This window comes from Desulfogranum mediterraneum DSM 13871 (genome assembly GCF_000429965.1).
GTDB classification, from domain to species: Bacteria; Desulfobacterota; Desulfobulbia; order Desulfobulbales; family Desulfobulbaceae; genus Desulfogranum; species Desulfogranum mediterraneum.
Window position 1 is genome coordinate 292,178 of sequence record NZ_AUCW01000004.1, and the last position, 19,865, is coordinate 312,042.

The 19,865-nt window shown below is 60.2% G+C and carries 16 protein-coding genes; 4 read left to right on the forward strand and 12 right to left on the reverse strand.

Translation table 11 applies throughout. The annotated features are described in order from the left end of the window. The first annotated feature begins 864 nt into the window (after window positions 1-864). From G494_RS21620 to selB, 3 genes are all read left to right on the forward strand, one after another. Complete coding sequence (locus G494_RS21620; RefSeq protein WP_035245190.1) at window positions 865-1,800, forward strand: Mrp/NBP35 family ATP-binding protein; 936 nt, start codon at window positions 865-867, stop codon at window positions 1,798-1,800. Window positions 1,801-2,020: 220 nt separating this feature from the next. Then, window positions 2,021-2,647 carry an MBL fold metallo-hydrolase gene (locus tag G494_RS0102855; protein WP_028583316.1) on the forward strand — a complete coding sequence of 209 codons (627 nt, stop codon included), beginning with the start codon at window positions 2,021-2,023 and terminating at the stop codon, window positions 2,645-2,647. Window positions 2,648-2,774: 127 nt separating this feature from the next. Next, entirely contained in the window at window positions 2,775-4,700 is a 1,926-nt protein-coding gene (gene selB / locus G494_RS0102860; protein WP_028583317.1) for a selenocysteine-specific translation elongation factor, read from the forward strand. A gap of 38 nt (window positions 4,701-4,738) precedes the next feature. On the opposite strand, the gene G494_RS0102865 is transcribed toward selB, so the two are convergent. The 4 genes from G494_RS0102865 to G494_RS0102880 form a co-directional block, all read right to left on the reverse strand. Then, entirely contained in the window at window positions 4,739-5,401 is a 663-nt protein-coding gene (locus tag G494_RS0102865; RefSeq protein WP_028583318.1) for a lipase family protein, read from the reverse strand. Between the two features lie 52 nt (window positions 5,402-5,453). Beyond that, the gene (locus G494_RS0102870; protein ID WP_051305308.1) at window positions 5,454-7,844 is read right to left on the reverse strand and encodes an acetate--CoA ligase family protein; all 2,391 of its coding nucleotides are present in this window, start codon (window positions 7,842-7,844) and stop codon (window positions 5,454-5,456) included. A 61-nt stretch (window positions 7,845-7,905) separates the two neighbouring features. After that, window positions 7,906-10,317, reverse strand: coding sequence for an acetate--CoA ligase family protein (locus G494_RS0102875; RefSeq protein ID WP_028583320.1), 2,412 nt, complete (start codon window positions 10,315-10,317; stop codon window positions 7,906-7,908). A 52-nt stretch (window positions 10,318-10,369) separates the two neighbouring features. Then, window positions 10,370-11,197 carry a rhodanese-like domain-containing protein gene (locus tag G494_RS0102880; protein ID WP_035245192.1) on the reverse strand — a complete coding sequence of 276 codons (828 nt, stop codon included), beginning with the start codon at window positions 11,195-11,197 and terminating at the stop codon, window positions 10,370-10,372. Window positions 11,198-11,444: 247 nt separating this feature from the next. On the opposite strand from G494_RS0102880, the gene G494_RS0102885 reads away from it, so the two are divergent. Beyond that, the gene (locus G494_RS0102885; protein ID WP_028583322.1) at window positions 11,445-12,284 is read left to right on the forward strand and encodes a DUF4405 domain-containing protein; all 840 of its coding nucleotides are present in this window, start codon (window positions 11,445-11,447) and stop codon (window positions 12,282-12,284) included. Window positions 12,285-12,370: 86 nt separating this feature from the next. On the opposite strand, the gene tilS is transcribed toward G494_RS0102885, so the two are convergent. The 8 genes from tilS to G494_RS0102925 form a co-directional block, all read right to left on the reverse strand. Continuing rightward, entirely contained in the window at window positions 12,371-13,510 is a 1,140-nt protein-coding gene (tilS, locus tag G494_RS21625; protein WP_084456320.1) for a tRNA lysidine(34) synthetase TilS, read from the reverse strand. Window positions 13,511-13,617: 107 nt separating this feature from the next. Continuing rightward, window positions 13,618-13,848 (reverse strand): hypothetical protein, encoded by a 231-nt coding sequence (locus G494_RS0102895; RefSeq protein ID WP_153305737.1) that lies wholly within the window; start codon window positions 13,846-13,848, stop codon window positions 13,618-13,620. A gap of 400 nt (window positions 13,849-14,248) precedes the next feature. Beyond that, entirely contained in the window at window positions 14,249-15,640 is a 1,392-nt protein-coding gene (locus G494_RS0102900) for an NAD(P)(+) transhydrogenase (Re/Si-specific) subunit beta (RefSeq protein WP_028583324.1), read from the reverse strand. Then, window positions 15,637-15,930 (reverse strand): NAD(P) transhydrogenase subunit alpha, encoded by a 294-nt coding sequence (locus G494_RS0102905; RefSeq protein WP_028583325.1) that lies wholly within the window; start codon window positions 15,928-15,930, stop codon window positions 15,637-15,639. The genes G494_RS0102900 and G494_RS0102905 overlap by 4 nt, the downstream gene beginning before the upstream one ends. An 8-nt stretch (window positions 15,931-15,938) precedes the next feature. Further along, complete coding sequence (locus G494_RS0102910; RefSeq protein WP_028583326.1) at window positions 15,939-17,075, reverse strand: NAD(P) transhydrogenase subunit alpha; 1,137 nt, start codon at window positions 17,073-17,075, stop codon at window positions 15,939-15,941. 236 nt (window positions 17,076-17,311) lie between these two features. Beyond that, window positions 17,312-18,808 carry a UDP-N-acetylmuramate--L-alanine ligase gene (locus G494_RS0102915; RefSeq protein WP_028583327.1) on the reverse strand — a complete coding sequence of 499 codons (1,497 nt, stop codon included), beginning with the start codon at window positions 18,806-18,808 and terminating at the stop codon, window positions 17,312-17,314. After that, window positions 18,805-18,987 carry a hypothetical protein gene (locus G494_RS27220; RefSeq protein ID WP_153305738.1) on the reverse strand — a complete coding sequence of 61 codons (183 nt, stop codon included), beginning with the start codon at window positions 18,985-18,987 and terminating at the stop codon, window positions 18,805-18,807. The genes G494_RS0102915 and G494_RS27220 overlap by 4 nt, the downstream gene beginning before the upstream one ends. 160 nt (window positions 18,988-19,147) lie before the next feature. After that, a complete protein-coding gene (locus G494_RS0102925) occupies window positions 19,148-19,738 on the reverse strand; it encodes a hypothetical protein (RefSeq protein ID WP_051305312.1) in 591 nt (196 codons plus the stop codon). Window positions 19,739-19,865 lie beyond the last annotated feature (127 nt).

Here is a 19,865-nt window from a genome sequence, read left to right on the forward strand (position 1 = left end):
GCCTGGAACGGTTCCCGGAGCAGACAGCCGCAAGGCTGCGCTGTCAAACCCGACGATATCCGGCATGCTTGCACGATTGAACTCGAAAAAATATCCCCCCTCTCTTCCAGCCAGTGGCGACAGTCGCTGTCTGCAGCTGACAGCAGCCATGCCACCCCAGCGAGGGCATGGCCGAGCCGATGGCTGGAAATTGATTAACTACAATTAAGCACTATAACTATTCTGACAATTATAAATCAAGGAAAAGGCTGAAGCTCCAGTGGCGAGGCTCCGGGAAAACCACCTGTTGGGGTGCCTTTAGCAGCCGCTCGCCCCAAAACTCTGCCCCGGGAGAGAGGAGTTGTTTTTTTCATTGCTTTTCAATGGACCGGAATTAAAGTATACCCCCGATTGGTTACTGGTGATCGTTAAGGGATCATTAAGGATCGTTAAGGCACCGGCAGGCCGGTGGATTCCGACTCTTGTCGGCGCCTCTCTTGCCAGCTGTGGCAATGCCTCCTGGTTCAACCGGGACTCTGTATGGGCACCTCGAAGCGGTGCCTCTTCGCCCTCTCAGCGCCTGATTGAGCGAAGACGATGCTCGAAGATGGGGCCCGCCTCATCTGTGGCGTCCATCTTCGCAGTTGCCTTTGACACCTGGGCATGGAGCAGAGCGTGTACCAGCAAGAACCCCTTAAGCCTACCGGCTCCGGTGACCTAGGCCATGATCCCGTTTAAGGCGTTGCCCTGTAAGAGGCTGGCGTAGCGTACCTATTCAGCAGGCATTTCCCAGGCAGATTCAAGCACAGAGCTTGCCGGGATGAGTATAGACCTTATTGCGGCCTCATAGATTACATCTTTCTTTTTATTTTAGCGGAGGCGAACATGAGCAGTTCATGCGGCGGATCCTGTAGTTCCGACCAAAACAGCAGTTGCAATTCAGCAGATGCACACCTGGCACAACAGGATATCGCCATCAACAAATCTCTGGGAAAAATCAAAAATAAAATCCTGGTAATGAGCGGCAAGGGCGGTGTCGGCAAATCAACGGTAGCCGTCAACCTGGCCCTGAGCCTGGCCAAGAAGGGCCATTCCGTCGGCCTGATGGATGTGGACCTGCACGGCCCTGATATCTGTCGGATGCTGAACCTCACCGGCTCCCTGGAGGCACCCAGCAACCCCGATGCCCTGATTCCACCCCTGACCTACAACGAGAATCTCAAGGTGGTCTCTCTGGAATACATGATGAAGGACCGGGACGATGCCATCATCTGGCGCGGCCCTCTGAAGATCCAGGCCATCCGTCAGTTCGTGGCTGATATGGACTGGGGTGAGTTGGACTACCTGGTGGTGGACGCCCCTCCGGGTACCGGTGACGAGCCCCTCTCCGTGGCCCAGACCATGCCCGGTGTCCATGCCGTGGTGGTTACCACCCCCCAGGCCGTGGCCCTGGCCGATGTCCGGAAATCCATCAACTTCTGCAAGACCGTCGAGATGCCCATCGTGGGTGTGGTCGAGAACATGTCCGGCTTCATCTGCCCCCACTGTGAGGAGACCGTGGATATCTTCAGCAGCGGCGGCGGTGAGCAGACGGCCCGTGACTATGAGCTGGCCTTCCTGGGCCGGGTGCCCATGGATCCCAGAGTCGTAGTGGCCGGCGACAGCGGCACCCCCTATCTCTCTTCCGAGGAAGAGACCCCGGCGACCAAGGCCTTTGACCAGGTGGTCACGGCCGTGGAAACCCGGCTGCCCCCTACCCCAACGGCCTCTCTTGACACCGTCAACAGCGGTTGCGCCTGCGGCGGCGGTGGCTGTAGTTAATCCGTACCCAACCGCAGCCTGGAACAGACCAGGCTGCGGAATACTATCCTGGGTCTGTCCATAAATGAGATATCTTGTTCAATCTCCGGGCTTGTCCACCAAGACACCCGCAAGATGGCGTTGACACCGGAGGGTGTTTTTTTTAACCATAACGCCGAGATTGGAGAAGAGAGCTGATAAGGCACAGGCACAGAGGCATTATCTTAAGGGAGTCTGTTCTATGCTTGTTCACCAACTCACCGTAGGCATGATGGGTGTCTGTGCCTATATTGTTTCCTGCGAAAAAACCAAGACAGCGGCAATCATTGACCCGGGCGGCGATGAGAACCGCATCCTTGACTACTGCAAGGAGAATGAACTGCAGGTCAAATATATCCTCAATACCCACGGACACCCTGACCACGTCTGCGGTAACGGGCCGATCAAGGAAGCCAGCGGAGCACTCATCGTCATGCATCGGGCCGACGTTGAATACTTCAATGATCCCGACCTGAAACGCTACTTCTCCTCCCTGGGACTCCCCGAGTCACCACCGGTGGATATCCTGATTGAAGACGGCGAGACCATCGTCATTGGCGAAGAGACCCTTGAAGTCATCCATACCCCGGGCCACTCTCCCGGCGGGGTCTGCTTCTACGCTGCGCCCCATCTCTTCACCGGGGACACCCTCTTTGTCGGCGCCGTCGGCCGCACCGATTTCCCCAGGTGTTCCATGACCGAACTCAGCGCCTCCATCAAGTCCAGGCTGCTCAAGCTGCCGGCAGAGACCATCGTCTGGCCGGGACATGGCTACGGAGGCTCCCAGTCCACCATTGGTCAGGAAACCCGTTCCAACCCCTACTTTTAGGCGGTCGCAGGCCGGCTGCTCTGCAGGACGGTCGCAGCCAGCCTTGCTGCATGGCCCAGGAAGTCGCGCCCCCTTTCGGGCGCGGCTGCCGTGCACAGCACCACCAACCCCATCCCCTTAAAGAGCTATGCGCGAAATCGTACTGGGTACCGCCGGTCATGTTGACCATGGAAAGACAAGTTTCATCAAGGCACTCACCGGGACCGACACCGACCGACTCAAGGAAGAAAAACAACGCGGCATCACCATTGAACTCGGTTTTGCCCACCTGGATCTGCCCTGTGGTCACCGGCTGGGGATTGTGGATGTCCCGGGTCACGAGAAATTTATCCGCAATATGGTGGCCGGAGCCGCAGGCATGGACCTGGTGGCCTTTATCATTGCCGCCGACGAGGGCATCATGCCCCAGACCAAGGAGCACTTCGATATCTGCCGCCTGCTGGGGGTCAAGAACGGCCTGATTATCCTCACCAAGAAGGATATGGTTGAACCCGACTGGCTGGAGATGGTCGAAGAGGAGATCCGCGACTTTTTCCAGGGCAGCTTCCTGGAAGAGGCCCCGCTGGTGCCGGTCTCCTCGGTTACCGGCGAAGGCCTGGACAGGGTGATCGAGCTCCTGGACCGACAGATCAGGGAGATGGAGTTCAAGGAGGAGTTCGGCCCCTTTCGAATGGCCGTGGACCGGGTCTTCAGCATGAAGGGCTTTGGCACGGTCATCACCGGCACCTCCCTCTCGGGACGAATCACCAACGGCGAGGAGCTCAGCTTTTATCCCCAGGGACTCACTGCCCGTATCCGCGGCATCCAGGTCCATGGAAAAGATGTGGAGGTGGTGGAGGCGGGTCACCGCACCGCCATCAACCTCCAGGGCATTGACAGGGAGGAGATCAATCGCGGCGACATGGCCGCCACCCCGGGAAGCCTCTCCCCCTCCACCCTGCTGGATGCCCACCTCCTCTACCTGGATTCTTCAGCAAGGGAGCTGAAGAATCGCGCCCTGGTCCGGGTCCACCTGGGGACCAGGGAGATCATCGGCAAGGTGCTGCTCCTGGAGCAGGACCGCCTCCCCCCCGGGGAGAGCGCCAACATCCAGCTGATCCTCCAGGAACCGGTGACGGTCTGGCCCGGTGATCACTATGTCCTGCGCAGCTACTCCCCCATCACCACAGTGGGCGGGGGCGTGATCCTCAATCCGGCACCCAGGAAACGAAAGCGCACCCAGGAGAAGGACCGGCTCCGCAACGCCCAGGTCTTTGCCACCCTGGAAGACGGCTCAGTGGAAGAAAAGATCCTGCTCTTTTTGGAGGAGAGCGGTCTGGCCGGGATCAGCAGCGAAAAGCTGGCCGCCCAGGTGGGCATCTTTGGCAAGAAACTCAAGAAGATGCTCCAGCAACCCATCTCCAGCGGCCAAATCCTGGTCATCGATTCCGAATCCCAGCGACTGATGGCCCAGTCGGTGTTCAGCGCCCTGGAGGAGAGGGTGATCCGCTTCCTGGACCGGTATCACCAGGACAATCCGCTCAAATCGGGACTGGATAAGGAGGAACTCCGCTCCCAACTGCTGCCGCCCGTGGATGCCAGGCTCCTCCAGTACACCCTGGCTGCCCTGACCAGAAAAGAGGAGATCGAGCAGCAGGGTGCTGAGATCAAACGCGCGGGCTTCACCGTCACCCTGCAGATCGATGAACAGGCCATGCAGGAAGAGATCGGCGCCCTCTACCAAGAGGCGCAGCTGGCGCCGCCCAACCTCAAGGATGTCCTGGCCCGCTTTGCTCAGTTTCCCGAGCGTCAGATCCTCCAGGTCTTTGACCTGCTCCTGGAGCAGGGGGTGCTGACCAAGATCAACGAGTCCCTGTTCTTCTCCAGCCAGGCCCTGGATCGACTGGCCGCAGAGTTGGAGAGCTATATCCGCAGGGAGGGTGAGATCGATGCCCCCAGGTTCAAGGAACTCACCGGCCTGACCAGAAAATTCTCCATCCCCCTGCTGGAGTACTTTGACAAGATCAAGCTGACCATCCGCGTCGGCGACAAGCGGGTCCTGCGGAAATCCTGAAGCTCCTGCTCCCTGCTGCAACCACGGCTCAGCAGGGCTCAGCTGGGACAAAAACAGCCATGCTCCAGGAAATGGGCGGTCTGGGCCCAGACCGCCCGATGGTTCATGATAAAGGGATGGCTGCAGGGCAGGACCAACAGTTCCTTCATCCCCTCCACCCTGGCCCGCGCCACCGAGACCTTGCCGTCATTCTCGCCTGGGATGAGGTGGCCGAAAAAGGGAATGATCGGCTCGTTGCCGGCAATGATCCCGGTGGAAAAGGGTACCGGTCCCAGGGCGTTGGGCAGACTATCGCTGGCCGTGCCCAGCTGACAGCCTGCCGGTCCGGCCCAGAGGCGGAACCAGCGATAACGGCTGAAATGGTCCACCAGCTCACAGCCCCGGTTGGGCGGAGCCAGCATCACCGCATGACCGAAACCGGGAATCTGCCGGTCCTGCCAGTAGCGCCGGAGGAGGATGCCGCCCATGGAATGGGTCACCGCATGGATGGTCTCCACCCCTGCCTGGCGGAGCTGGGCCAGGCCTTGGGGGATAACCCGGTGGGCCAGGGGAGCGATCTCCTCCTGGCGGGAGGGGTAGCCCGGATTGGCCACCCTATAACCGCGGGCAAGCAGGTACCGCTCCAGCAGGATCATGGAGTAGCGGCTGCGGGCAAGCCCATGGAGGAGCAGCACCCCCTGGCGGCGTCCATCCCCCTTCATCTCCGCCCTCCCCGGAAGTTCCAGCGGCTGCTGCCGATCAACGCAGACCTCATCAACCCTGGGCCTTCAGCCTGGCCTCCAGGTAGAGGGCCAGGGCCATCACCGCCCGGTCCATGCTGCGAAACACCGGAAAACCCAGCCCCTCCAGATCATCGACAAAGGGATCAAAGATCCGGCCTCCGTCCACCACCAGGACCAGGGCCTTTGTGAGCGAGCCCCGCAACTGCTCCATGTGGTGATAGATGCCCCGACGATAGCCTTCGCTGCCATCGGCAAGGGAGTGCATGGCCGGGGTGATGGGAATCAGGCCGGCCACCAGGCCGTCGATCCGGGGATCCTGGCCCAGCACCCGGATCACCTCGGCAAAGACCCGGTCATCGGCCCCGGGATTGATGTCCAGGGGATTGTGGACCGTGACCAACTTATCCAGGCGGTTGGCCTGCATCAGCTCTTCCAGGGTCTGGGTGGTTGCCGCTGAAAACTCGGCCAGCTCCAGGGCATAGTCATCGGTGTGGATATAGTCGGCCAGGCCCACGGCCTCAAAACCGGCACTGGAAAAACCGGCGATCCGCTTGCCGCTGATCTCAACCCTGTGGAGCATGGCTGCCAGCTTCAGGAGATCGGCAAACTGTTCCATGGTCTGGGCAACGATGGCCCCTGCCTGGTGGAGGCAGGCCTCACAGATGGCATAGTCGCCGGCCAGGGAGGCGGTATGACCGCTGGTGGCCTCCATACCTTCGGGAGTGCGGCCGGCCTTGTAGAAGACCACCTCCTTACCGGCTGCCACGGCCCGGCGCACGGCAGCGGCAAAGACCGCCCCATCCAGGTCATTGAAGCCCTCGGCATAGATGCCGATCACGTCCACCCTGTCCGCCCTGCTGAAGTAGTCCATGAAGTCTCCCAGGGTCAGGTCGGTCTGGTTGCCGATAGAGATCAAATACAGGGGATTAAGGTCCGGAAAACGACTCATCCTGGTACCCATGAAGGCACCGCTCTGACTGATAAAGGCGATCCGTTGCCTGGCCCCCTGGGCCTGCTTGGGCAGCTTATCTTCGGGGAGAAACCAGGTATCATACGACCCGGGGTGGGAGATGACCCCCATGGAGTTGGCCCCCAGGATGATCGGCCCCTGCCCGGGCAGCTGGCGGGAGTCCTGGATGGCCTGACGCAGTCGGCCGGCCCTGCCACGGCTCTCCTCGGTCTCGCCGAGGCCGCCTGGAATCAGGAGTACGCCCTGGGCAGCGGCCTGACCGATCACCGTATCGATCAGCGCCGGTACATGCTCCGAGCCCACGGCCACCACCAGCAGGTCCAGGGGGGCCTCGAGCTCTGTCAGGGCTGCCACACAGCGAACCCCATCGATCTCCAGGGCCTCGGGATGGAGCAGGACCAGCTGGGCAGGATCAAAACCGGCCTTGAGGATGTTGCTCAGGATCACCCGGCCGAAGTTGACCCGCCTGGGCGAGACCCCGACGATGCCGATGGTGCGGGGATGGAGTAGATTGTCGATCTTGTCGATGGGACGTCCTGGTGCCGGCTGGGCTGCCGGTGTGAAGTGGAGCAGACCATCCAGGGGGACCATCCGAAAATCGGTAAAGGCAAAGGGATTGACCTCAAACTCACTGATGTGCAGCAGGGCCTCGGGATTGTTGGCCGAGAAGTGGTTGCCCACCTGGATCAGGGCGGCAAAACATTCCACCAGCTGTTCATCGGTGACGATCCGTTGCTGACCACGGGTCAGGCCGATCAGTTTCCGGTAGGAGACGGTCTGACGAAAGAGTTCAAAAAAATCCACCCCATTGAGGCTTGCCGTAGGCGCAGAGACGATGGCCCGATTCTTACGGAAAAACTTGGCATAGAGCTCGGTGTCGGTTCCGCCCAATCCGGCACTGAGGATCATCCCGAACTCCCGGGTCTGGCGGAGGCCGACGATCAGCTCGTTGCCAAAGGCCTCTGAATCAGGCGGCATGAACTGGACCAGCAAGACCCCCTGGATGTCGACGGAGATCGCCTCCAGCAATTCCTCCCCCTGGAGCCCCCGGTAACTCTCCGGCCTGACCACCTGCCTGCTCTCGATCAGACGGCAATACTGCTCCGGAACCTCGTAGAGCATCCGCCGCCAGGCCGAACGGATGGCATCCGGATTGTTGTCGACAATCCTGACCCCCTTGAGCTCGGTCTTATGGACAATGGTGGGAGAGACGATCTTCATCACCACCGATTTCCCGGGAAAGCTGTCCAGATCCAGCCCCTCGATCCGGGCCCCCACCGGCAGGAGCAGGCTGCGCGGGACCGTCTCTGAACCCAATGCCCGGAGAAAGTCATAGGCCTCATGCTCAAACAGGGAGAAGCGTCCTGCCTCGACAGCAGCACTTAGGATCTGTTCCAGCTGGTCACAATCCACCTTGGTCTCTATCCGGAGGAGACGCTCACGTAGGTTCATATCTCTGCCACCCTTGAGTTAAGACAATCTTTGCAGCCAGGCCTGCGCTCCACCCCGGCCATCAATCCCAGCCATCGATGCCCTCTGCGGCGCAGAGGGTCTGGGCAGCCAGCCTGCCCTGAAGATAGAGCGAAAGTGCGGCCACCGCCCGGTCGCAGACCGCAAATACCGGGATGTTGGCATCGATTAGGGACTGGCGCAGGGGCTGATAGAGATCGCCGCCGTCCACCACCGCGACCACCGGTTTTTCGGCCTGTCCACAGAGCTCGATCAGCCGATTCTTGATGCTGCCCGGCGCGTTCATATCATAGTGATTACTGTCCGGATTCTCGAGGGTACGCATGGCCGGGGAGAGCGGATCCAGGCTGATCACCAGGGCATCGACCCCTGGATCGGCCAGGAGGATAGCAGCGACCTCGGCATGGGCCTCGTCATCGGCAGCCGGGTTGATATCCAGGGGATTGGTCAGGCTCACCAGTTTATCGAGTTTTTTGACCGCCAGCAGGGCCTGGATCGCCTCCCTGGAGTCGTTGCCGAACTCGGCCAGCTCCATCTGAAAATCGTCGGAGGTCAGGGAGTCGGCCATGCCCACCGCCTCGAAGCCGGCCCCGCTGACCGCGGCCAGCCGGTTGCCCTGGACCGTGCAGTCATGGAGCCGCTCGGCCAGAAAAAAGAGGTCCTGAAATTCAGAAAAATTGCGGGCAACCACGGCCCCGGCCTGACGGACACAGCTCTCGCAGACCATATAGTCACCGGCCAGGGAGGCGGTGTGGCCACTGGTGGCCTCCTTCCCCTCAGGGGTCCGACCGGCCTTGTAGAAGATCACCTCCTTACCGGCCAGTACCGCCGCATGCACGGCCTGACAAAAAGCCAGTCCATCCATATCCTTGAAGCCTTCGGCATAGACTGCAATCACATCCACCTGGTCAGCATCCTTGAAGTAGTGGACCATATCGCCCAGGGTCAGATCGGTCTGGTTGCCCATGGAGATCATGTAGGCCGGATGGAGCTCTGGACACTGGTGGCTACGATGAAGCATAAAGGCCCCGCTCTGGCTGATCAGCACCGCCCGCTGCACCTGGAGGCGACTCTGCTGGGGCAGTTTTTCCCTGGGGATAAACCAGGTATCGTAACGGCCGGGCCGGGAGATCACCCCCATGCAGTTGGCCCCCAGAAAGACGGGGCCGCCGTCGCCGCTGGCGTGGGCGGCGGTGATCTTTTCGATCACCTGCTCGGCCCGCTCACGGCTGGCTGCGGTTTCCCCCAGGCCGCCGGCGATCAGCATCACCGCCCGGGCACAGTCGAGGGCGATGATCTGCTCCACCAGGGCCACCACCTGCTCGGCACCCACGGCCACGATCAGAAGATCAAGCCGCTCGGGCAGGGCTGCCAGCTCCGCCACACTGACCACCCCCTCGATCGGGGAGCTGCTGGGGCCGATGATCCGCATCTGCTCCGGGGAAAAGCCCTGGGCCAGGACGTTTTCCAGGATGATCCGACCAAAATTTCTCCGGCTGGAGCTCACCCCGACGATGCCTATGGAGCGGGGATGGAGGAGCTGTTCGATCTTGGCCAGGGGACGCCCGGGCACCTGGGGCCGGGGCAGGGAAAAGCGACAGAGCCCGTCCAGGGGCACCATCAGGTAATCTGTAAAGGCAAAGGGATTGATCTCCAACTCTTCCAGGATAAAGGGTGCCTCAGGATTGGTGGGCGAGTAGTAGTTGGCCATCTCGATGAAGGAGGCAAAACACTCGATCAGCTGTTCATCGCTGACGATCCGCCGTTGCCCCCTGGTCAGGCCGGCCAGTTTCTTGTAGGCGATGGTGGTCCGAAAGAGTTCGAAAAAGGAATCACCGTCATGCATCACCGTGGAGGCCGCCACCACGGCCTGGCCCTTGCGGAAGCGCTGGGCATAGAGTTCGGTATCTGTCCCGCCGAGACCTGCGCTGAGGATCATCCCGAACTCCCGGGTATGGCGGAGGCCGACGATCAACTCATTGCCAAAGGCGCTGGAGTCCGGCGGCATGAACTGGACCAGGAGCACCCCGCTCAGATCCCTGCGGATGGCCGCCTCCAGGGCCTCGCCCCTGAGGTGACGATAACTGGCCGGGGCCCAGTGGGGATAGCGCTCCAGCAGCTGGCTATACTGCTCAGGCACCTCATAGAGCATCCGCCGCATCCCGGAGCGGATCCGGTCCGGCTGATTGGCCACGATCCGCACCCCCCCCACCTCGGTCTTGTGGGTGATGGTGGGTGAGACGATCTTCAGTACCACCTGCTCACCGGGCAGCACCGTCAAGCCCGGATCAGCCGGTCTGGCACCACGGGGGACAAACAGGGACCGGGGAGGCGTCTCGGCACCGGAGAGGGCCAGCAGGTCATAGACCTCATACTCATAGAGAAAGGCCCTGCCCTCCCTGGCAGCGGTTGCCAGCAACTGGGAAATTCCGGTAAAATCAAGGTCCATGGACATGGCTCACTCCGCGGTTATACAGTTAGGAATAGGATTGGACAGATCACAGGGCCTAGGCGGGACAGCCGGCCAGGGCCTGGGCCGCGATCTGGAGATGCTCCTTCTCGGCCTGGGCGATCTGGAGCAAGAGCTGTTCCAACTCCTGGCCGACAAAACGCTGTGCCAGGGCGCGGTACATCTCGTAGGCAGAGCACTCGATGCCCAGGGCCAACTCCAGGGCAAGCCGACAGGGAGACTCCGGCTGCTCCTCAAAAGAGGCCAAGAGCGAGGCCAGCTCCACCCCCCCCTCGATGATATCACCCTCCAGCTCATCATAGCAGGCGGCAAAGGAGAGGGGCGACTCCTGGAGAGAGGCCAGCTGGTGATGGAGAAGCCGGGCATGACCCTGTTCTGCCTGGGCCAGGAGTTGCAGGGGCGCTTCCAGTTCTGGGGCCATGTCCCAGGAAAGCAGTTCCAGGTAGAAGCGTTCGGCGCCCCGTTCAAGCTCCATGGCCTGGATCAGCAGCTGGGTTGCGCCGCCGCCAAGATCAAAGACCTTCAGATCAGGCATCCCGACCGGGGCGCGCCCCTCCCAGGCCAGCATCCCCCCCACCATGTTATAGATCATCGGCGCAGCCGGTTCCCGCAAAGCAGCGATCATCAGCGCTGCAGCCTGGGAACGTTTTCCGGAACGACAGCTAAAGATCAGGCTTCGGTCCCCAGGCAGTTCAGCGGCGCGCCGGCTTAACTCAGCCAGGGGAATCAGCAGGGCGCCGGGAATATGGCCCCTCCGATACTCGTCTTCCTGGCGCACATCCACCACCAGATAGTCGCGTTCGTGACCTTGCTGCTGCAGAACACGCAACTGCTCCACGGAGATGTCCTGATAGTCCTGACCCATGATACGCTCCTCCCTGTTGACTGCCTTGCCCTGTGAAGTCCCGGAAAAGAAAAAAGGAGGCCGGGACACCCTTGCGAGCAAGCTATCCTCTCATTTCCGCCACCCTACCGTAAAACAGACTAGCCCAAAACCAAAAAAAAAGGGTAGAATCGATCCTGATGCTGTAAACGCTACCTGTTCGCGCCTTTATCCAGCTTAAAGGCTAGCCTTAACTCACCTCACCCCCCAATACCGCCCGGAGGTCCCCATGAGTGTCCGCAATATCACCTCACTGACCCTGTTGCTCTCCTTTCTCCTGCTGACCCTGACCAGTATCGTTCTCTACATCGTCCCTGAGGGCCGGGTGGCCTACTGGTCGGACTGGCGGATGATGGGTCTATCCAAATCCCAATGGGGAGATATCCACATCAACCTGGGTTTTCTCTTTCTGGCGGCTCTGCTCCTCCATCTCTACTATAACTGGAAACCGCTGATGGCCTATATGAAAAACAGGGCCAGGGAGCTCAAGATCTTTACCCCGGATTTCACCATCGCCCTGCTGCTGACCGCGGCTTTTACCGTCGGTACCCTCCTCATGGTACCGCCCTTCAGCACCATCCTGGATTTCGGCAGCTCCTTTAAGGATGCGGCAGCAGATCGTTACGGCGAGCCACCCTATGGCCACGCCGAGCTCTCCTCCTTAAAGATGCTGGCCAAACGCACCGGTCTGGAACTGGAGACCATCAGGACCCAGTTGACCGCAGCCCAGATCCGCTTTACAGATGAGAGCCAGACCCTGCTGGCCATCGCCCAGGCCAACCAGCTCACCCCCAAGGCGCTCTTTGATATCATCAAACCAATGCCTGCCAAGGTGGAGACCGGAGCCAGCCAGCCCTTTCCAGAGCTGCCCTTCCCGGGACTGGGACGAAAGGTGCTCAAAGATCTCTGCCAGGAGTACGGCCTTGACCTGGAAAAGGTGAGCGCAGCCCTGGAAGCCAAGGGTGTGCAGGCTGATCCAGGCCAGACCCTCAAGGAGATTGGTGCTGCCAACGACACCGATCCCCACGCCCTCTTTGAGATCCTTCATGGGGTCGCAGTCACGCCCTGAGTCTCAGCTGCCCGAGCTTCTGTAACCACCCCATGCCCTGGTTACAGGAGCGAGGAGCGGCCCGCACCGCTGATCAGATCCCGGCCCTAGCGACCACTGCCTCGCCAGGCCACCCTGCCGCGAGGATATTCAAAGCTCAGCCGATCCCGACTGATCCCCACCCGCAGTCCCCTGCTGAGATGCAGTTCCGAGCCGTTTCTTCCCCCTGCCGCTGCCCGGACCAGGGCCATGATCTGCTCATACTGGGCAGCAGAACCCATTTCCCAGAGCAGGGACTCGAGAAAGCGTCGCTGCAGGGCCGGATGGTGTCCGGCCAGGCAGGACCGATCAAGCTGCACCGGAAAGATAAGCCGTCCCCAGGAGTCCCGTTGCGAGACAAGGACCTCGGCCTGGAGCTGTTCCACCACCCCGGCCAGATAATGTTCATCTTCGCTGAGGTTGGCCGCCGTCTTCAGGAGGGCCTTACGGATACCCTGGTCATACTCCTGCTCCAACAGGGGCAGGAGTTGATGACGAATACGGTTGCGCAGGTAGGCCGGATCCCGATTACTGGAGTCCTGGCAAAAGACAATCTGCCGCTCTTCAAGATAGGCGTATATTTGATGCTTAAAGACGCTGAGCAGGGGCCGAATAATCCCCCTGCTGGAGACCTGCATCCCTGAGAGGGCCTTACGACTGCTGCCGCGAAGCAGACGCAGCAAGAGCTCCTCGACCTGATCATCGGCCGTATGGGCCACGGCAAGGGCGGCTGCATCGTATTTTTCCTGGATCCGGGCCAGGGCCTGGTAGCGGAGTTCCCTGGCCGCCTGCTCCACAGACCACTTCCTGGCCACCGCCTCGGTTGCGGTGGCCACCCGGACCACCTCCCAGGGCAGGCCCAATCGGCCAGCGCACTCCCTGACCAGCTGCTCTTCCGCCGGAACCTCTGCCGGACGCAGACCATGGTCTACATAGACGGCAACCAGCTCCACGGCCAATGGGGTGGCAAGGCGGGCAAGGATATGAAGCAGGGCCGTGGAATCGGGTCCTCCGGAGACAGCGACCACCAGGCGGCTGTTCGGCTGGAGCAGGGACTCGGAGCTCAGGGTCTGATAGACGGTGCGTTCTAGGGGTTGCATGGGAAGGTACCGGGAGGGAAAGAGACGGCAGATGAAAAAAGAGCGGCGCTCTTTGCCGGCATGGAGCAGCATCTGGCCGCGGTGGTGTTCAAGCCCCCATGGGCTCATCCTCACTGCCGCAGGAGGAGAGCGCTCAGCTGAGGCGGTGGCTGGAACGCACTGAAGGGAGCAGCCTGGCTGTCAGGCTGCAGGCCATGCCGAGTCGAGGGTTGAGCTCAGTCTTCTCCGGATCCGCCCGAACGGTTGGGAAGTTTAAAAAAGCTCAGCCCAAAGAAGATCGCCCAGAGGAGCAGTACTCCACCGGCAAGGCCGTCCAAAGCGCGTTCCATGGGTGAGGCCACTCCGGCCTCCACCCGAATATTCATCACCAGCCAGATCAGCAGCAGCACGCCGGTCACTATCGGCCGCAGCCAGGAGATTCTTTTCTTTCTGTTAAGCCTTGTCATAAGGGTACCTTGAAAAATGAGATTTTGGGATCAAGGTTAAGGCGCGCGCTAAATTTTTCCGCAGGCATATATTTGATATTCCGAGGATAAAATTTTAAGCGCAACGCCAAGATTGGAAGAAAAGGCAATTTTTCAAGAAGGCCCATAACTCTTCACGTCTTCTGATCATGATTGCAGGCCGCCTTGCAGCCTTGCCCTTTCGCCCAGGCTCCGGGAGAGAGGGAGACTGGACCTGAACCCCGCTGCCGCTGGCTCCTTGCCCGAAAGGCCTGAAGAGCGGCACGAGCAGAGCCTGGCGCCAGGAACTCCCTGTTCAGGCATGCCTGGGATCTCGGCCAGGTCGGGCCGGCCGGCTGCCTTGGGCTGCCGGCCGGCTGGTGGGGGCCGATAGAGTGGGCTCTTAATCCGAGCCCTTGAACTCCGCCACCAGGGCCTGGATGGAGGCCTTGGCATCGCCAAAGTACATTCTGGAGTTTTCGCCAAAGAAGAGCGCGTTCTGAATGCCGGCAAAGCCGGGATTCATGGAGCGCTTCAGGACGATCACGGTCCTGGCCCGATGGGTCTCGATGATGGGCATCCCGTAGATCGGGCTGTTCTCATCATCCAGGGCCGCAGGGTTGACCACATCGTTGGCCCCGATGACCACACAGACGTCGATGGTATCCATCCTGGGATTGATATCATCCATCTCCACCAGCTGGTCATAGGGCACGTTGGCCTCGGCCAGGAGCACGTTCATGTGCCCCGGCATCCGGCCGGCTACCGGATGGATGGCGTAGGAGACCTCGGTATCGTTGGCCTCCAGCAGGTCGCCCAGTTCGCGGACCACGTGCTGGGCCTGGGCCACGGCCAGGCCGTAGCCGGGAACAAAGGCCACGGAATCTGCAGCCTCCAGGATATAGTAGACATCCTCGGCAGTGGCCGGCCTGATCTCACCCTGGGGTCCGTCTCCGCCGGTAGCAGCGGCGGTGGTGGTGCCGAAGCCGGAGAAGAGCACGTTGGCCAGGGAGCGGTTCATGGCCTTGCACATGATCTTGGTCAGGATGATCCCGCTGGCCCCGACCAGGGCCCCGGCAACGATCAGGATGTTGTTGGAGATCACAAAACCGGCGGCACAGGCGGCCAGTCCGGAGTAGCTGTTGAGCAGGGAGATCACCACCGGCATGTCCGCACCACCGATGGGAATGGTGGAGGTGACGCCAAAGCCCAGGGCAACCAGGACGATGACCACAAAGAAGAGGTAGCCAACCCAGGAGGCCGGGGTCAGGCTGAAAATCAGCGCAGCGGCCAGGGCAGCCACCAGGATGGCACCGTTGATCAGGTGCTGGCCCTTGAAGATCACGGCCTGCTGGGAGATCTTACCGCTCAATTTACCAAAGGCCACCATGGAACCGGTAAAGGTCATCCCACCGATAAAGGCCGAGAGAAAGGCCACGGCAGCCAGAAAGACGGACATCTCCGGATGCTGATGAAACTCACCCCAGGCCAGGAGCAGGCTGGAGATACCGCCGAAACCGTTGAACAGGGCCACCATCTCCGGCATGGAGGTCATCTCCACCTTATAGGCGGCAAACAGGCCGATCCCGCCACCGATGCACATCCCGATGATGATCCACCTGTAATCCAGGCCGTGGGAGAGCAGGGTAACCACGATGGCCAGGAGCATGCCCAGGGCCGAGAGCAGGTTCCCCTTTCTGGCCGTTGCCGGAGAGCTGAGCATCTTCAGGCCAAAGATGAACAGCGCGGCTGAGCCTACATATGCAAAGTTAATCCCAAGTACACCCAGGTTCATTTATTCTCTCCCTGATCTTTTTTCTTGAACATTTCCAGCATCCTGTTGGTGACGGCATAGCCGCCTACCACGTTGATGGTGGCAAAAACCACGGCCAGGGTACCGAGAAAGGCGGCAAAGCCCAGGCTATCGGTCTTCACAGAGGCCAGGGCACCGATCAGGGTAATCCCTGAGATGGCATTGGACCCGGACATCAGCGGGGTATGGAGGGTCGAGGGCACCTTGGAAATGAGCTCAAAGCCAAGGAAAATAGCCAGGACAAAGACAAAGGTTAAAAATACGGCTTCCATTCCAATCCTCACTTATTCATAATAGATTTGTACATCTCACTGAAGAGCGCCTCGCTGTGGGTGATCAGGGCCCCCTGGATGATCTCATCCTCCAGGTTGAGGACAAACTCGCCCTGCTCCTTGTCCCAGAAATGTTCGATAAAGTTGCCCAGGTTTGCGGAATACATCTGGCTGGCGGTCAGGGCCACCATCCCGGGGAGATTGCCCAGACCGACGATCTTGACCCCGTTTTTCTCCACCACCTGATCCAACTCCGAGCCCTCGACATTGCCGCCGGTCTCCACGGCCATATCAACAATCACCGAACCGGGCTGCATCTGCTCGATGATGGTTTGGTCAATGATCCTGGGGGCTGGGCGACCAAAGAGCTGGGCCGTGGTGATGACGATATCCGCCTGGCTGCAGGCCTTGGCCATCCCCTGTTTCTGAAGCTCCAGCTGCTCGGGAGTCAGCTGGACGGCATAGCCGTCCTTGGTCTGGCCGGTCTCGCCCAGATCCACCTTGACAAACTTGGCACCCAGGGATTTGACCTGCTCCTCGACCACCTCCCTGGTGTCAAAGGCTTCCACCCTTGCTCCCAGGCGACGGGCCGTGGCAATGGCCTGGAGGCCGGCGACCCCGACCCCGATGATAAAGACCTTGGCCGGCTTGATGGTTCCGGAAGGGGTGGTCATCATGGGCAGGATCTTATCCAACTGCCGGGCCCCCAGGATCACGGCAACATAGCCCCCCAGGTTGGCCTGGGAACTGAGCACGTCCATCTTCTGGGCAATGGTGGTTCGGGGAATCATCTCCAGGCTGACCCCGCTGACCTTGGCCGTGACCATGGCTTCAACCAGCTCTTCCTCGTTAAAGGGGTCGAGATAGCTGACATGGATGGCCCCCTCCTTCATCAGGGCGACCTCTTCAAGGGGGGGCTTGCGCAGGCGCAGGATAATGTCACCACCCTTGAGCAGCTCTTCCCGCCCGGAACCAATGCTTGCCCCAACTTCAGCGTAGGCTGCATCGCTATAGGCACAGGATTCGCCCAGGCCCTGCTCGATCACCACTTCGGCTCCGAGTTTGACCAGTTTCCCTGCAGTGGCGGGGATCAAGGGCACTCTGGTTTCGCCTGGACGGGTTTCTTTCATCACCGCTATTTTCATAAAATTGGACTCCTTGCTCTGGAACGAAGATTGTAGCGATATGGGATGAGGAGCTGAAGTCTTGATGATGAGCGCAGCTGCACGCCTCCTGTAGTCGCAGGTGACCGATGGAGATACCACCTACCAAGGCTCAGGCTGATGCGGCAACGCTCAAACAAGGCGGAACACAACCTCACCGCAGCTTACCTCAAATGGATTAAAAAACTTTTAAACCTAGCGGTTTGCAAAGGGAACTGTCAAGGGAAATCACGGAGTTCAGCCAATAATCGCTGGTGAATATTATCAAAACCTCCGTTGGAGAGAATGGCCACCACATCCCCTGGCCTGAGGGAGCTGGTGAGCTGGCAGAGGATGGCTTCGGTATCCGCCTGATAATCGGCCTTAAGCCCTCGCTCGCGCAGGGCTTGGACCAGTGCGACCGAGGAAAACTGCTCCTGGGGAGGGATATCGGCCAGGGGCAGATGTTCGCGGACAATGACCTGGTCTGCCGGGTCAAAAACCTGACTGTACAGCTCCTGGAACACTGCCCTGCGGCTGGAGTTGGTCCTGGGCTCGAAGACCACGATCAGTCGCTGCCCGGGCCAGGCCATCCGCAGGGCCTTGACCGTCTCCCGGACCGCCGTGGGATGATGGGCAAAATCATCCACCACCGTCACCCCGGCCTCGCAGCCGCGCACCTGCTGCCGCCGCTTCACCCCCTCAAAGGCGGCTACTCCCGGCGCGATCGCCTCCAGGGGAAATCCCAGATGATCCAGGAGGGCAATGACCGCAGTGGCGTTGAGCACATTGTGGGCCCCGGGCATGGGCACGGTAAAACGCCCCCTGTCACGGCCACCGCAGCTGAGCCGAAAATCGGTGGCCAGGCCGCGGACCTCGACCCGACTCACCTGCCAGGAGCATTCCCGGCCAAAGCCATAGCTGAGTACCGGGCAACTCGCGGCCTGTGCCAGCTCAGCCACCAGCGGATCATCGGTATTGGCCACCAGCAGGCCGTTGTCGGGGATCCGGTGGATAAATTCGCGAAAGGAATCCTTGATCGCCTCGAGGTCGGCAAAGATATCGGCATGGTCAAACTCGACCGAGGTCAGGATGGCGCACTGCGGCCGATAGTGTTGGAACTTGGAGACCTTGTTGAAGAAGGCGGTATCATACTCATCGCCCTCCACCACAAAGAAAGCCGGTCCTGCCCCTCCGCCCGGTCTGCCCTGTTCGCCTCCAGGGGCAAGGTGGTAGTTGGCCCCAAAGGCCTCGACAATGCCGCCGATCATGAATCCCGGAGTGGCTCCCAGACGGTGAAGGGTGGAGGCTAAGAGGGAAGAGGTGGTGGTCTTGCCGTGGGTGCCGGTCACCACCAGGGGCTGATGTTGGCTTAGGAAAAAGTGGGCCAGGGCCTGGGGCATGGAGAGGTAGGGGAGCCCACGATCGGCCAGGCCAATGGCCTCGGGATTGGAAGCCCTCACCACGTTGCCAACGATGACCAGATCAGGGGCAGGCTCCAGATGAGCGGCAGAATAGCCCTCAAGGACAGGGATCTGCTCTTCAGCCAGAAAATCGGACATGGGGGGATAGACATTCTGGTCGGAACCGGTCACCCGATAGCCCTGGGTCTTCAACATCCCGGCCAGGGCTGCCATGCCGGTACCGCAGATACCGATGAGGTGGATGTGTCGGGGCTGGGGAGGACAGCGGTTGAGGGCCGGCTCCAGGCTGGCCGTCGCTGCAGAGGAGGTCATTGAGAACGCACCGACCGTTTGACCGCCGTATAGACCTGATCAAAGGTCTCGGCAAAGTTGCCTGGAGTCAGGCGGCCCACCTCGATAAACTTGACCACGATTTCCTTGGCCCCCTTGAAGATGGCCTCATCGCTGACCGGTCGATTCAACGACCCCCCTTTGCTCTTTTCTCCGTTCACATCACGCCTCTTGGGTTAATCGAATAAAAAAACCCCCTGTCACCGGAAGAAGGCCAATTCTTAACCAGATGTAACAGGGGGTCCTGTCTCACACGGAAAAAACCTGTTCAGCACTCCCCGGGAGAACCTTGTACCGACAATTTTTCTCCTCACGCAGCAGCTAATGGTCAGCCAGTTGCTCATAGTCCACGGCCTCGGCCAGCCGGATCAGTTCTGCCCGCTCCACCTGGGAACCCTTTACCGTGACCATGAAACGACCGCCCACCACGATATAGACCTCTCCCTCCTGCTTGTTGGAGTCATACTTGACAATGGAGCGCTGGCCCTTGAGGGTCTCCAGCTTTCCGCCGCCGGCGCCGGCAAACATGGGGTTATTGATCACCATCAGCACCGACTGCAGTACCGGTGAATCAGAGACGATCTCCAGACTCAGGGAGCTCCCCCCTTTGCTATACTCGCGACTGACCGTTATCCCACCGCCGAGGATGGCCGAGCCGATGGACTGGGCCGTAGCCTCCTTGGCCTGCCAGCCGGGTGGGGCTTCAGGCAGCAGCTGCTGCAGCTTTTCACTCTTCTGCTGACGAATCAGTTGCGAGGCATAATCCAGGTTGGAGGCTGCCTCGGCATAATCACCGGCCTTATACTGTCTGACCGCCTCTTCGATGGTGGTGAGGACGGTATCCTCGGCCTGGCTCGGATGACACTGCAACACCAGGAGCATCGCTGCCAGGAGTACGTATAGTTTCTTCATATCCACAATCCGTTGGCCAATAACGTCACTGGGAAATACCTCTCTGGTGATACCAGCCACCGGCAGGGGTGTCAAGCAAAGAACCGGACACGCAGCTGAAGATCAGATTATTTATATTTTCAAAACA

What these genes read in the sequence shown, in the direction of transcription:
- G494_RS21620 (WP_035245190.1), top strand. Translation starts at nt 865, where the DNA reads ATGAGCAGTTCATGCGGCGGATCCTGTAGTTCCGACCAAAACAGCAGT.
- G494_RS0102855 (WP_028583316.1), top strand. Translation starts at nt 2,021, where the DNA reads ATGCTTGTTCACCAACTCACCGTAGGCATGATGGGTGTCTGTGCCTAT.
- selB (WP_028583317.1), top strand. Translation starts at nt 2,775, where the DNA reads ATGCGCGAAATCGTACTGGGTACCGCCGGTCATGTTGACCATGGAAAG.
- G494_RS0102865 (WP_028583318.1), bottom strand. Translation starts at nt 5,401, where the DNA reads ATGAAGGGGGATGGACGCCGCCAGGGGGTGCTGCTCCTCCATGGGCTT.
- G494_RS0102870 (WP_051305308.1), bottom strand. Translation starts at nt 7,844, where the DNA reads ATGAACCTACGTGAGCGTCTCCTCCGGATAGAGACCAAGGTGGATTGT.
- G494_RS0102875 (WP_028583320.1), bottom strand. Translation starts at nt 10,317, where the DNA reads ATGTCCATGGACCTTGATTTTACCGGAATTTCCCAGTTGCTGGCAACC.
- G494_RS0102880 (WP_035245192.1), bottom strand. Translation starts at nt 11,197, where the DNA reads ATGGGTCAGGACTATCAGGACATCTCCGTGGAGCAGTTGCGTGTTCTG.
- G494_RS0102885 (WP_028583322.1), top strand. Translation starts at nt 11,445, where the DNA reads ATGAGTGTCCGCAATATCACCTCACTGACCCTGTTGCTCTCCTTTCTC.
- tilS (WP_084456320.1), bottom strand. Translation starts at nt 13,510, where the DNA reads ATGAGCCCATGGGGGCTTGAACACCACCGCGGCCAGATGCTGCTCCAT.
- G494_RS0102895 (WP_153305737.1), bottom strand. Translation starts at nt 13,848, where the DNA reads ATGACAAGGCTTAACAGAAAGAAAAGAATCTCCTGGCTGCGGCCGATA.
- G494_RS0102900 (WP_028583324.1), bottom strand. Translation starts at nt 15,640, where the DNA reads ATGAACCTGGGTGTACTTGGGATTAACTTTGCATATGTAGGCTCAGCC.
- G494_RS0102905 (WP_028583325.1), bottom strand. Translation starts at nt 15,930, where the DNA reads ATGGAAGCCGTATTTTTAACCTTTGTCTTTGTCCTGGCTATTTTCCTT.
- G494_RS0102910 (WP_028583326.1), bottom strand. Translation starts at nt 17,075, where the DNA reads ATGAAAATAGCGGTGATGAAAGAAACCCGTCCAGGCGAAACCAGAGTG.
- G494_RS0102915 (WP_028583327.1), bottom strand. Translation starts at nt 18,808, where the DNA reads ATGACCTCCTCTGCAGCGACGGCCAGCCTGGAGCCGGCCCTCAACCGC.
- G494_RS0102925 (WP_051305312.1), bottom strand. Translation starts at nt 19,738, where the DNA reads ATGAAGAAACTATACGTACTCCTGGCAGCGATGCTCCTGGTGTTGCAG.